Here is a 13116-nt window from a genome sequence, read left to right on the forward strand (position 1 = left end):
CAGTCCTCTCAGTGTTCCGCAAGGCGGGTGGGAAGGCCAATGATCTCGCGCGCCTCGTGTGGCGATGCGATCGCTCCGCCGAGCTCCTCAACGATGCGACGGGCCTTCTCCACCATGGCCGCATTAGATGGCGCGAGCTGTCCACGCGACAAATAGACGGCGTCTTCCAGACCGACGCGAACGTGTCCGCCGCACAGATAGGACTGCGCGACATTGTGGAAAGACGTCTTGCCGATGCCGATTGCGGTGAACTGGGCATCCGGCGGCAACATGTTGCGGGCGTAAATCACCGTCTCGGGACTTGGCTGGAAGCCATAGCGAACACCCATGACGAACGAGCAGAGTACGGGCCCGTCGAGTGTGTTGTCCTTCAGCAGATCATTCATCAGCGCGATATCGCCGGAATCGAACAGCTCGATCTCCGGCTTGACCCCGGCTTCGCGGATCACCTTCGCCATCCGCCTGACATTACCGGGCGTATTGATGACGACTTCCCTGCCCGAATTCATGGTATTGAGATCGAGGGTACAGATATCCGGGCGAAGCGCGGCAATGTGCTCGACACGTTTTTCAGGTGCGATCAGCGTCGTTCCCGCCGCTGCGACGCGCGGCTGGTCCGTGGATGGAACGAACCGGCCGCCGGGCCCCGTGGTGATGTTGAGGATCAGCTGAGTGTTTTTCGCGCGGATCCGTTCAACGACGTCGCGATAATAAGCGAGCTCCATCGAGGGCTTCCCGGTGGAAGGATCCCGCACATGGATATGTACGATCGCGGCGCCGGCCTCGGCCGCTCCGAGACAGGCCTCGGCGATCTCCGCCGGCGTAATCGGCAGATGCGGTGTCTGTTCCGGAGTGGTCAGATTGCCGGTGACGGCGCAAGTGATGAAGACCTTTTGACGCGGCGCCTGCATCGCCCGTGCTCCTGTCCGTTCTGCGGCCGTCGACATGACGGCCGAACTCGTTGCTATTTTGCGGTGATACGTTTTGGCAGCGCTGTACCGTCAGAACGGCAGACGCTCCGGCGATCCCATTTCCTCTGCGAGCGCGTTCAACGTCGCGGACAATGCGCGCGGAATATCGATCCGGCCGCCGTCGTTCTGGCGCTTCGTCCAGCTGCGTTCACCCGGCGTACGTGGCGGCACCTGTGCGCGCGACCCGCGAATTTTCGCGAGCTCGGCAGACGCTTCATCGCGGAAACCTTCGGCCGGCCGGAAGTGCTCGATATCGATTGCCAGAAACAGCAGCGAGCACAGAAACGGCTTCGAGAGATCGCCATAGAGCGGCGCAACCTCGTCACCACCTGGCCCCTGCGACAGCAGGCTGCACATCAGATTGATCGCCAGCGACAGGCCGAAGCCCTTCGCGCCGCCTGACGGCAACAGCATGCCGTCAATCGCGGCCTGGGCATCCGTCGTGGGCTGGCCGTTCCGGTCGACAGCCCATGTCGGCGGAAGCGGCTTCCCTTCCCGCTCATAGACGCGGATCTTGCCGAGTGCCGCTTCACTCAGCGCCATATCCAGCACGAATTCGGGCCCGTCGGATACGGGAAGCGCGATCGAGAGCGGATTGTTGCCGACCAGTTTCTCGAGGCCGCCCGGTGCCGGCATCATCGGCTTGGTGTTGCACATGGCCATGCCGATGCAATCACAGGCGCTTGCCTGGCGCGTATACCGGGCTGCCGCGCCAAAATGAAAACTGTTGCGAACGGCCACGACGCCGACGCCCGTCTCCTTACTACGCTCAATGGCCATCTGCATGGCCGCGTCACCCGCCAGATGGCCGAACATACCCTGCGCATCCAGCACGGCCATTGCCGCGCGACTCTCAACCACGATCGGCTTCACGGCGGAGGACACACTGCCGAGGCGAAGCCGGCGAATATACATCTCGGCCTGCGACAGGCCATGCGATGGCAGGCCGGCCACATCGGCATCGATCAGCGCGCTCGCCATCTGTTCGGCGGCAGGCGTCGAAAGACCGGCACGCGCGAACAGGCTTGCGAGAAAACGCTCGGCCGCCGCGACTGGAATTGATCGGAGATCGCTCATCACGTCGTCTTTCGCGTTCTAGTTCGACTGTCCGTCCGGCACCACATAGGCCAAAGCCGGATCGACAATCAGCACGACCTTGCCGATCTGCTCGTTGGCATCCATCAGGGCGTGCGCCTTGGCCATGTCCTCCAGCGGAAATGCGGCGCAGATGTTGAGGCGCATCCGCCGATCCTCGAGCAATGGCCAGACCTCGCGCATCAGTGCCTTGGCAATCCAGCCCTTATATTCCGGCGGACGCGGCCGTATCGTCGACCCCGTCAGCGTCAGCCGGCGGCGTACGATCTGCCGGACATTGATGTCGGCGCGTTCGCCGAGATGGCTTGCGATCAGGACAAGGCGGCCATCGAGGGCCAGCAGTTCCAGCTCCAGATTGGTGTAAGGACCGGCCTGGGAGTCGAGGATGACGTTGATGCCCTGCCCTTTGGTCGCCTCCACCAAGGGCTTGACCCAATCGCAGCGATAGTCGAGCGCAATCTCCGCGCCGAGGTCGCGGCAGATCTGGCGCTTCGTTTCCGACCCGGCAGTGGCGAAGACGCGTGCGGATCGCAGCAGCTTTGCGATCTGGATGGTGGCCATACCGACACCGCTGGTGCCGCCCTGGACGAGGATGCTCTCACCCTCCGCAAGCTTGCCGAGCAGAATGACGTTATTCCAGCAGGTGAACAGCACTTCAGGAAGCACCGCCGCCTGTGCGAAGTCGTATCCCTGAGGGATCGACATGCATTGCACGGCAGGCACGTTGCAATACTCCGCATAGCCGCCGCCTGTGACCAGGGCGCAGACCGCGCTGCCGACCCGCGGCCAGTTCACATCCGGCGCTACCGCGACCACAATACCGGCAATATCGAGGCCCGGAATCTCCGTTGCACCGGGCGGCGGCGGATAGAGTCCGCGGCGCTGCTGGATGTCCGGCCGGTTCACGCCGGCCGCCACCACACGCACCAGCACTTCGCCGCGCGCCAAAGCCGGCAACGCCTCTTCGCCAAGCGACAGCACCTCGGGACCGCCAAAGCGGGCGATCCTGACCGCCCGCATATCCGATGGCAGCACCGTCATGACACGGCCTGCCGACGAGCGGCAGCCGCCGCAACAGTGACCTCGCTCTCGCCATCCGTCTTCGGCAGGACGCGCCATGTCAGCAACATCGCGAATGCGCAGGCGGCCAGCAGACCCAGGCTGAGAGCAGGCACCGACATCGCAGCCAGCGCACTGCCCGACAGGCCCGCGACCCACGGCATGAGATTCTGCGCAGCAAAGCCGCCGAGGCTGCCGATCGTGCTGATGGCTGCAATCGCCGCCGCCGCATGCGCTCCCTTGAAGATTTGCGACGGCAGATACCAGAAGCATGGAAACATCAGCGAAACGCAGGGCGTGCCGACTGCGAGCGCCACATAGCGCATCCAGTTCTCGGTCAGCAGGGTCGAGGTGAAGAACGCCCCCATGCCGCATAGGGCGATCACCGCCATGCCGATCAGGACTGTGCGGTGCTCGCGCAGATGGCGCGGGAGCCAGACCAGGACCGCGGCAGCCACAGCCCATGGCAGTGCATTCAACACACCGTTCTGCGTGCCGGTCGTGCCGAATCCTTTGACGACCGTTGGCAACCAATAGATGATTCCGTAGAGCGACAGCGTGATCAGCGTGTAGACGAACGAAAACCACCACACCCTTGCATCGATCAGGACGCGGAGCGGGCTGGTGTGCATGGTGGTGGCGATTTCATCGCGGCTGAGTGCGTCTGCCAGCCGCGCCTTCTCCTCGGACGACAGGAAACCGGCCGTCTGCGGATTGTCGGGGAGATAGCGCATCACCAGAACGAACAGCAGGGCCGCAGGCGCGCCGGTGGCGATGAAGACCCACTGCCAGCCGGCGAGACCAAGCATCCCATCGAAATCCAGCAGGATGCCGCCAAACAGCGAGCCGAACATATTGCCGAGCGGACTGCCGATGGTCAGAAGCGCCACGGCCTGCACGCGGTAGCGCTTGGGAAACCAGAGCGTGAGGTAGAAGATGATGCCCGGATACGCCCCCGCCTCGGCCACGCCGACCAGGAAGCGCACCGCCGCAAACATCGAGCCAGTCATGCTGAAACCCAGCAGCACCGTCAGCATGCCCCATGTCAGCAGGATACGCGCAAACCAGAGCCGCGCACCGAACCTGTGCGCGGCCAGCGCGCTCGGGATTTCAAAGAACGAATAACCGATAAAGAACAACGAGGATGCCAGCCCGTATACGGTCTCGGACATGCCCAGGCTGCTGGCCATCTGCAGTTTGGCGTAGCCGACATTCGACCGATCGATCACGGCCAGCATCATCATCGCCATCACAAGCGGCATGACCCGCCACATGACGCGATTCATCAGAGCTTCTTCGCTTTCGCGATTCACATTCATGGCTTCCTCGTCGATCTTATCTGCCGGCCTTCGCTGGTCGTTCTTGTTGGTTGGGATTCTACAGGGCGGCGCGCTTCGCCGGCAGGTCGAGAAATGCCGCCGCGTTCTCGCTGATCAGTTTCTTGATCGAGGCGTGTGGCATCTGCAGATCGAGCAACATTTGGGTGATGCTGCGGAAGCCATCCACCGGACGCTGCGAACCGAGCAGGCCTAGATCGGACGACAGAATGGTATGCTCCACGCCGGCGATCTCGATGAGATGAGCCAGATCTTCCCCGCTGAACTTCTTGGACTTTCCTTCGATGAACATGCAGATGGAATGTTCCATCGTGACGCCGAGCGCGACCAACTGGCGAATATCGCTATCGGCAAAGCCGACCACATAGGTCGGGTGATTGACCATCATCTTCCTGACGCCGCGGCGCTTGGCCTCCTCGAACAGGACGTGCTGCTCTGAGACGTGGAGGTGGCCGCCAGCCAGGATGATGTTGGCCTCCGCGATCAGATCGATGACCTTTTTGGTGTCATCGGTGAGCTTGCCATTGGCGTCCAGCGCCGTGAGCGGGATCGGATCCAGCATCTTCTGGGATGTCTTCGGGAAGTTCTTGGCCTGACCGCTGGCTTGAACGTTGATATGGTTCGCCGCCGAAAGCGTCGGCATCCAGACGATCTTGCCGCCGAGCTTGATCGCATGATCGACCGCGTGCGGATTGATGCCGCCAGACGCATTGTTCAGCGCCACGCCCGAATACAGGTGAACGCCGAGCTGCGGAAACAGCTTTTCCAGGATGATGGCGTGCGCCATGCCAGGATAGAAGTGATCCTTGTACAGCACCGCGCGAAACCCTGCGACGGCAGCGTCCCGCATCTCCTCATAGTGATCAAGTATCCGCGGCATTGCGGCTGGCCCGCTGTGGCAGTGCAGATCGATCGCATCGACCAGCAGCTCCTCGACCTCCTTCGGGCGCGAGAGCGGCGGAAGCGCGACGGTGTCAGGATATGAAACGGAATTCTCGGCCATGATGGCTGCCCTTCAGTGGATGCTGGTTCTGGAAAAATGGAGACATGCCGATGAATGGCGGGTCCGCAGCCGGCTCATCGCCCGACGCGCCCGGGTCGGCGCGGGTGCGACAGATCGCGATAACGTCCGGCATTTTCCGGACATGGCAGGTGAACTGACAGCCACGCGATACTGGTGCGGCGCGACGGCGCCATTGGCGCCCTGACCTCTCCGCAAGACACGGCACTTCCTCCCACGACACGGTTGCGCTTCGGCGGCCTGAACGGACACCGGCGCATTCTGTTGGGCGGATATTGCAACCGGCCGGGCCATTTGCCATACCTATTCGCCAGCGTTCCGCAGAGTGGAATCTTGGCATGGCCCCACGTTCACCGAAGGTCGAAGCGGCAGCACGCACGCTCATCCTGCTGGAGGAGCTGAACCGGCATCGCGTCGCCTCGATCCAGATGCTTCATCTCGCGACGGGCCTGCCGAAATCGACCATCGTGCGCCTGATGAAATCGCTGTGCGCCATGGGCTATGTGGCTAACGACCGCAGACAAGGTGGCTATGCAGTCGCCTCACGCGTTAAATCCTTGAGCAACGGCTTTCACGGTGATCCGCTGGTGGTCGAAGCCGCGCGGCCATGGGCGCTGTCCTTTACGTCACAGCATCAGTGGCCATTGGCGATCGGCGTTCTCGACCACACATCCGTGGTCGTACGCTTCAGCACCATTGCGGACAGTCCGGTGTCGCCGTTCCACGGAACGATCAACATGCATCTCAGCCTGCTGCGCCGAGCATTGGGTCGTGCCTATCTGGCATTCTGCCCCATCGGGGAGCGCCTGATGTTGCTCGACCTTCTTTCGCGATCAACGGATGATGAAGATCAACTCATCGGCGATCGCGCCCAGACATTGTCGATGCTGAGATCGATCCGGAAGCAGGGTTATGCCGAGCGGGATCGCGCCGTCGACCCTCGCTCATCCGGGACGATCGCCATCCCGATCATGAGTGGTGACAAGGTTCTTGCGACAGTTGGGATGACTTATTTCATCTCTGCCATTGATCGACGTGAATTGCTCAAGACCTTCTTGCCAAGGCTTCAGACCCTGGCAGAGAACATTTCTCGAAGCGCCGCGGCACTCAGGTAAATGAACGCAACAGAGGCGATCTGTCGGCAGCTGACACACGCGGTCCCTTGCCGAAACGAAATCAATGGATGCTCCGCTTGGCCCAACCATGGGCGACCATTGCATCGTGAAGTGCATTCCTTGCGTCAACAGTGCTGACCGAATCCTCGCTCGCCGCGGTTAGCCTGCTGACCACGTCAATCCATTGAGGAGACGCGCGGGTTTCAGGTCCGACATAGCGCTGAACCCATCTCAGCGCCGAAACAACCGACAACAGCTTCCGATCGCCAGTCGGAGTCTGGCCAGGCGCATCAGCGGTCAAAGTGATCGGCGCGAAGATGATCTGCACCGTTTCCCCGTCGGTTAGCGGATGAAGTTCCAGGCCGGTATGGCGTGAAATACAACGTATCCGCAACGTCTCGGAATTCAATTTGAAAAACAGGTGCCCGCAGGACCGCGCTGATGCCCATGACCCAATATGCGAACGGGAGTCCGACCGGCTGCTCGTCATCGGACTGCTCAGCGTTCCATCGATCCGTGCTCGAAACCGCAGGTTCAAGAGCGCAACAAGAATCGATCTATGGATTTGCGATCGTCGGCAATTTGGCTACTTGTACCAAACTACCATCACGACCGTTACCCCGCACATCCTCTTGCCGCAATCAGGCCACCCGGACGGTGAACTCGTTACCACGCCCCTCGTCGATAGCGAGTGGTTGAGACACGTAGCCGTTGACGGGGTTGCGGACGTAATCGAGATAGTCCCGCGCAAACGCGTTCTCACCCAGGATCACAGCTCCGGGTGCCAATCGTGGCTCGATCAGCTTGAGCACCTGCAAGTAAAGAGAAAACGCGCCATCGATCAGCAGAACATCGACCGCACCGCCGACATCCTTGAGTGTCTCCAGCGCGTCGCCTTCGCGGATCTCCACGAGATCGGCGAGGCCCGCCGCTTCGAGGTTGGCGCGCGCCCGCGCCACTTTGGTGGCCTCAAGCTCCGAACCAATCAACTGGCCGCCGCGATTATCGCGAAGTGCAGCCGCAAGATAGATCGTCGAGATTCCCATCGACGTTCCGAACTCGACAATCCTGGTCGCCCTCCGCGCGCGGGCGATCGCGTAGAGGAAGCGACCATAGGCCGGAGAAACGGCCAGGAAATGTTCGGCGTGACCGCGATATGTGGTCCGGTAGCTCACCTGCTCCTCGGCCACCAGCTTCGCGGCCGCTTGTTCCAGCGTCTCGCCGGACGCCTCGAACTGGGCCATGACGCTGGCCATGAAGTCGCCATCCGCCGCGTCGGCATCGCGATGAAGCTTGTCGAGCGTTTCGGAAACGCGCCCACTGGTGATCAGAGCCATGAAAATCCCTTCCTTACAGTCGATTCCGTATCGACCTCGCTTGGTTGGTGGAGGGATAGATGGAGGCACCTTCGGCGTCATTACGAAGCTTGGACAGATTATTATTCATTTGCGCCAATCAGCCTGTAAGATCGGCGGATGCCCATCCTGACAGACGCCTCCGTTGCGAGCGATTGGATTGAACCGGACGACGTCGCGCGCCCGGTCGTCACCTATGGCATTGCATCGAAGAAGATCGACAAGATCGAGCTCGACATGCACCGGCACGCCAAGGGACAAATTCTGCTCGTCCAGCATGGCGCGCTCAGCTGCCAGGTGGAGAGCGGCCTCTGGATCGTCCCGCCCCGCAGCGCCGTCTGGATACCTGGCGGCGCGCTCCACGCCATCAAGGCGACGGGCTCCCTCGAAGGCTATAGCGCCTTCGTAGATCCCGACGTCGACGCGCGCCTTCCCAAGGACTGTTGCACCGTGTCGGTCACGCCGTTGTTGCGCGAACTGCTCTTCCGTGCCGCCAACCTGCCGATTTTCTACGAAGAAGGCGCCGCAAACTCGCGGTTGATCACGGTGCTCCTCGACGAGATCGCGGCCGCCGCCGTTGAAGACCTGCACCTGCCAATGCCGACAGATCCACGGCTGCGTGTCATGGCCGACGCCATGATGGCCGCCCCCTCAGACCGCAATACGCTGGAAAGCTGGGCCAAGCGATCAGGCCTGAGTGAACGGACACTTGTGCGACTGATGAGCCGCGAGACAGGGATGAGCTTTGCGCGGTGGCGCCAGCAGCTTGGCGTCGTGCTCGCTGTCCAATGGCTGGCCGGCGGCGCCTCGATCCAGCGGGTCGCTGCTGACCTCGGCTATGAGAGCGTACCCAGCTTCGTGACGATGTTTCGCAAGACGCTGGGTACTTCCCCAGGCAAATACATGGCAGAGCGACACTCCGGCCGACATGTCAGTACCTAGGACCGACTCCATGTCTTGGCAGGTGGTTCCTGTCCGCCTTGCGCCATGAGCCTAGCTGGCGATGATCAGGCACACATAGCCTCAAAGGTGAATTTACTTGTCGAGCTTGAACACCATCTGTGTCGGGCGCACGAACCGCAATGCGATCAGAAGCAGCGTCATGACCATCACCATGTAGATCACGGCCATGGCATCGATGGAATAAACGGGGCGAACACCACCGGCGAACATGTTGTAGAATAACGCGACGACGAGCGTCTGCGATCCACCGCCGCCGAGAAGAAATGCGAGTTCGAAATTAGAGATCGTATTGACCAGCACAAGGACGCCGGCGGTGAGTATTCCCGGTATCATCAGGGGAAACAAAATCCGCCTGAAAATCTGAGCCCGGCTTGCGCCAAGTACCGATCCGCTCCATTCAAGATTGACGCTGATCTGCTCGAAAAACGGCATCAACACGAAGACGGTCAGCGGCACCATCGGCACCAACACCGCCAGGATCACGCCGACGACAGATCCGCCGACGCCATATCGGTAAAGGGTGGTTGCCAGCGGAATCCCGTAGGTCATCTGCGGGATCACCAACGGCAGGAAGTACAGCAACAGGATGACCGATTTGAACCGGAAATTTCGCCGGGCCAGGATGTAAGCCGCCGGAAATCCGATTGCCAGTGCAAGGACCACGACCACGACCACGATCAGCAGCGTGATACCCAGCACCTGTCCCAGATCGAAGTTCTTCCACGCATAAGCGAACCAGTCCGTCGTATAGGCCGGAGGCAGCAAGCCACCGAACCATCGCTTCGCGAATGAGCTCACCACGACATGCGATACGATCCCAAGCATGTTGAGGATGAAACCCACGATGAACAGATAGAGCGAGAGCTTCCACATCCTAGCTTTCATCGTGCGCCCTATCTCTTTCCGACGCCCATGGTCGCTGCCGGCGACAACCGGCGTCGGAACAGGATGATGACGAGCAGCGCCGCCAGCTGGCACAGGCCCATAACCACCGCAATCGCGGAGGCAGCCGACATGTCATATTGTTCGAAAGCCTTCTGATAGGCCGCAATGGAGATCGTGCGCGTGGTGCCCGACGGCTGCCCGAGCATGATGGCGGACGGAAAGACCGCAAAGCTCATGACGAACACCAGCGCGAATGCAATGGCGAGACCGGGCGCGATGAGCGGCAGCATCACGCGCCGGAAGACGACCGAAGGTGTCGCACCCAGCATCCGCGCCGAGCGCTCGAGGCTGGGATCGATGCCGGATATGTATCCGAGCAGCATCAGAAAGCAGAACGGGAACTGCTGCATGAACAACGCCAGCATGACGCCTGCGTAGTTATGGGTCAGAATGAAGGGCTCTTTGATAACCCCTAATCCGAGAAGGACCTGATTGAACCAGCCCTGCGAGCCATAGAAACCCAAGATACCTTCCGACAGCAGGATCACGCCAAGCGAAATAGGCATGATCAGGATCGTGGTGACTGTGCGCTCCATGAAAATGCCGCGCCGCATGTCGTAGGCCAGCCACAGCGCCAGCAGGAGGACGACAATCGTGGTGGGGATCGCCAGACTGAAGGTGATCCAGATCGTTCCGTACTGATAGGGATCGTTGAAGAATGAGAGATAGTTCGCAAAACTGAAGCCGTCGAGCTTTTGCGGCTGAAGGCTGAGATAGACACCATACAGAAACGGATAGACGAACATGCAGAGCACGTAGAGCAAGGACGGCAGCAAACAGAAGAATGCCAGCGCGTCGAACTCGCTCTTCTCATCATTGGCTACTGCGCGCATCATTTTCTCGACTATTCCGCGGGAAGCAGGACAACCTTGTCGATCGGAAACTGAAGGCCGATCGTGTCTTCGCTTCGTATCGCCTCGGCGGTGCGCAGCCAGACCCGCGTATTGTCATTGATGCGTATGGCGGCTTCCTGTTCACGGCCGAGATATTCGACCACTTCGACACGGCCACGAACATCTTCGGCATCGGCAACCAACTCACCGCCTGCCCGGATATCGTCCGGGCGGATCGCCATCACCATATCGGTATCCACGCGCACGTCGCCCCCTGCCCGCGCCCGAATGCGGATTCCGTCGTCGACACCTTCGGCGATCCCGTTGGACACTGACACAATCCTGACCTTGAAGAAATTCCGGAAACCCATGAAGTCCGCCACGAAGACGTTCTTCGGCCGGTCGTGGATTTCCTGCGGTGTACCCGACTGCATCAAAATGCCGTTGCGCAGCACCACGATCCTGTCCGACAGCGACAATGCTTCAGCCTGGTCGTGGGTCACGTAGATCGATGTCAATCCCAGTGCGGCGTGGATCTGCTTGATCTCCGCCCGCATCTCGACTCTCAGTTTAGCGTCGAGGTTTGAAAGCGGTTCGTCGAACAGCATCAGGCGCGGATGCAACACGAGGGCCCGCGCAATCGCAACGCGTTGCTGCTGACCACCGGAGAGCTGGCCGGGATAGCGGTCCTCATAGCCCGTCAGCTGCACCAGTTTGAGCATCGCATCGGTGCGCTTCTTGATCTCATCCTTGGACAACGGCTTCAAGGTGAGTCCGAACGAGACGTTGTCGAAGACCGTCATGTGAGGAAACAATGCGTAGTTCTGAAACACCATTCCGAACGCACGCTTTTCGGGCGGCAGATGATCGACCCGCGCCCCGTTGAGCCTGATCTCGCCCTCGGTCGCTGCAATCAGACCAGCGACAATCGACAACGCCGTCGATTTTCCGCATCCGCTCGGTCCAAGGAAGGTAACGAACTCACCCTTTCGGATATCGAGTTCGAGGTTATCCAGCACGGTCTTGTTGCCATAGCGCTTGGTGATTCCAAGCTTCAGCGAGTCCAACGTATCTCCCGGCCCGTTCATGTCGTCCCGTTTCTGAGTAAGAAGCAACAAAGCCACCGGCGGGTCCGTAGATGCGGACCCGCACGCTCATCGAATTGGTTACTTCTTGACCTGGTTTGCACCCACTTCCCGGTCCCAACGATCCATCGCGTAGCTCAATTCCTTCACGCCGAGCGGCGGGGATACTTTCCACTTGGTTCCGACTTCGTCGTATTCGGGCCGCCAAAATTCCTTCACCAGTTCCTGGATCTCCTTGGGTGCCTTTTCCATCGTGGCCGCGGTGATCGTCGGCCCAATGAAGCCCGGCCAGGAAAGGACCTGCTGCTCGGGCCGGCGCATGAACTTCATGAGATCGAGAATGACGTCGACCTGCTCTTTGGGCACGCCCGTGGGGATGCACCAGTAATGTCCGTCGACCACGAAGGTCGTGTTCTGAAGGATGGTGATCTTGGAGTCCGGCGGAATGACACTCTGGGCACGGGGCTTCATGTCCCATTCCATGATGCCGGCGATGATCCAGCGTTGTCCTTGGGCGAATTCCTTCAATGTGATCGCGGTGCCCGTCGGATAGTATTCGACGTATTGCCCAAGCTCCTTCAGATAGGCCCAGGTCTTGTCCCAGCCTTTGTCGGGATCAAGCGGCTTTGAGTCATTTAGAATGTGCGCCATGCCGAGCACGATCGACCGACCCGGTCCACTATTCGCCGGCCGCGCATACATCAGCCGACCCGGATTTGCCTTCGCCCAGGCGAGCAATTCTTCGGCGGTTTTCGGCGGGTTGGGGACCTTGCTGGGATTGTAGACGAACACGGGCCCGCCGGCGTTGCCCACCGACGGCACCATGTAATCGCGGCCTTCGTCGTAGAGCGCCTTACCGGCAGGCGTCATCTCATCGCGAGGAAACAGCTTCTCGAAATCGGGAATCTTGATCAACTGGTTGTTGGCCGCGAGAAATGCACCACCGTCCTGCCCGGTCAGCACAAGGTTGATGTCCAGCCGTCCGGCATCCTGTTGAGCCTTGATCTTGGCGGGCAATTCCGGCGCCGGCGCGCGCTGAATCTTGATCTCCTTGATCTTGTCGGGATTGGCCTTTTTGTAGTTCTCGATGATGACCTGGGTAGATGCGAGATCTCCACCGGTATCGATGATCGAGAGAACGATCGGCTCGGCGGCCCGCAGAGGTTCACCAGCGAAAGCCGTCACGGCGAGGACAGCCGCGGCGCCCGCAAACGGGCGCAGTAATGCATTCGGACAGATCCGCATTTCCGATTCCTCCCTGAGCACATGCACCCGCGTCGCGCGCGGTTGTCATTTATTTGTAAACACAGCATCGACGAGTTAGGAGACATCTGTCA

12 protein-coding genes are annotated in these 13116 nt (G+C 60.4%); 2 read left to right on the forward strand and 10 right to left on the reverse strand.

Annotated elements, in window-relative coordinates; genetic code table 11:
- Nucleotides 1-8: 8 nt before the first annotated feature.
- The 5 genes from AB8A27_RS02105 to AB8A27_RS02125 all read right to left on the reverse strand — a co-directional run bounded on the left by AB8A27_RS02105 (nucleotide 9) and on the right by AB8A27_RS02125 (nucleotide 5465).
- Complete coding sequence (locus tag AB8A27_RS02105; protein WP_441240467.1) at nucleotides 9-911, reverse strand: 3-keto-5-aminohexanoate cleavage protein; 903 nt, start codon at nucleotides 909-911, stop codon at nucleotides 9-11.
- Nucleotides 912-1001: 90 nt separating this feature from the next.
- A complete protein-coding gene (locus tag AB8A27_RS02110; protein ID WP_441240468.1) occupies nucleotides 1002-2048 on the reverse strand; it encodes an Ldh family oxidoreductase in 1047 nt (348 codons plus the stop codon).
- 18 nt (nucleotides 2049-2066) lie between these two features.
- Nucleotides 2067-3107, reverse strand: coding sequence for an NAD(P)H-quinone oxidoreductase (locus tag AB8A27_RS02115; protein ID WP_441240469.1), 1041 nt, complete (start codon nucleotides 3105-3107; stop codon nucleotides 2067-2069).
- Nucleotides 3104-4444 (reverse strand): MFS transporter, encoded by a 1341-nt coding sequence (locus tag AB8A27_RS02120; protein WP_441240470.1) that lies wholly within the window; start codon nucleotides 4442-4444, stop codon nucleotides 3104-3106. The genes AB8A27_RS02115 and AB8A27_RS02120 overlap by 4 nt, the downstream gene beginning before the upstream one ends.
- 58 nt (nucleotides 4445-4502) lie before the next feature.
- Nucleotides 4503-5465 (reverse strand): DUF6282 family protein, encoded by a 963-nt coding sequence (locus AB8A27_RS02125; RefSeq protein ID WP_441240471.1) that lies wholly within the window; start codon nucleotides 5463-5465, stop codon nucleotides 4503-4505.
- Nucleotides 5466-5821: 356 nt separating this feature from the next.
- Here AB8A27_RS02125 and AB8A27_RS02130 point away from each other — a divergent pair, with 356 nt between their 5' ends.
- A complete protein-coding gene (locus tag AB8A27_RS02130) occupies nucleotides 5822-6598 on the forward strand; it encodes a DNA-binding transcriptional regulator (protein ID WP_441240472.1) in 777 nt (258 codons plus the stop codon).
- 641 nt (nucleotides 6599-7239) lie between these two features.
- Here AB8A27_RS02130 and AB8A27_RS02135 read toward each other — a convergent pair.
- A complete protein-coding gene (locus AB8A27_RS02135; RefSeq protein WP_441240473.1) occupies nucleotides 7240-7935 on the reverse strand; it encodes an O-methyltransferase in 696 nt (231 codons plus the stop codon).
- A gap of 138 nt (nucleotides 7936-8073) precedes the next feature.
- Between AB8A27_RS02135 and AB8A27_RS02140 the strand changes: the two genes are divergently transcribed.
- Nucleotides 8074-8895 carry an AraC family transcriptional regulator gene (locus tag AB8A27_RS02140; protein WP_441240474.1) on the forward strand — a complete coding sequence of 274 codons (822 nt, stop codon included), beginning with the start codon at nucleotides 8074-8076 and terminating at the stop codon, nucleotides 8893-8895.
- A gap of 93 nt (nucleotides 8896-8988) precedes the next feature.
- Here AB8A27_RS02140 and AB8A27_RS02145 read toward each other — a convergent pair whose 3' ends face one another.
- From AB8A27_RS02145 to AB8A27_RS02160, 4 genes are all read right to left on the reverse strand, one after another.
- A complete protein-coding gene (locus AB8A27_RS02145; protein WP_441240475.1) occupies nucleotides 8989-9801 on the reverse strand; it encodes an ABC transporter permease in 813 nt (270 codons plus the stop codon).
- 8 nt (nucleotides 9802-9809) lie between these two features.
- Nucleotides 9810-10697 (reverse strand): ABC transporter permease, encoded by an 888-nt coding sequence (locus AB8A27_RS02150; RefSeq protein ID WP_441240476.1) that lies wholly within the window; start codon nucleotides 10695-10697, stop codon nucleotides 9810-9812.
- A gap of 8 nt (nucleotides 10698-10705) precedes the next feature.
- Nucleotides 10706-11782, reverse strand: coding sequence for an ABC transporter ATP-binding protein (locus tag AB8A27_RS02155; protein ID WP_441240477.1), 1077 nt, complete (start codon nucleotides 11780-11782; stop codon nucleotides 10706-10708).
- Between the two features lie 78 nt (nucleotides 11783-11860).
- Nucleotides 11861-13024 carry an ABC transporter substrate-binding protein gene (locus AB8A27_RS02160; RefSeq protein ID WP_441240478.1) on the reverse strand — a complete coding sequence of 388 codons (1164 nt, stop codon included), beginning with the start codon at nucleotides 13022-13024 and terminating at the stop codon, nucleotides 11861-11863.
- Nucleotides 13025-13116 lie beyond the last annotated feature (92 nt).

This window comes from Tardiphaga sp. 768_D3_N2_1, from assembly GCF_052076105.1.
Lineage (GTDB): Bacteria > Pseudomonadota > Alphaproteobacteria > Rhizobiales > Xanthobacteraceae > Tardiphaga.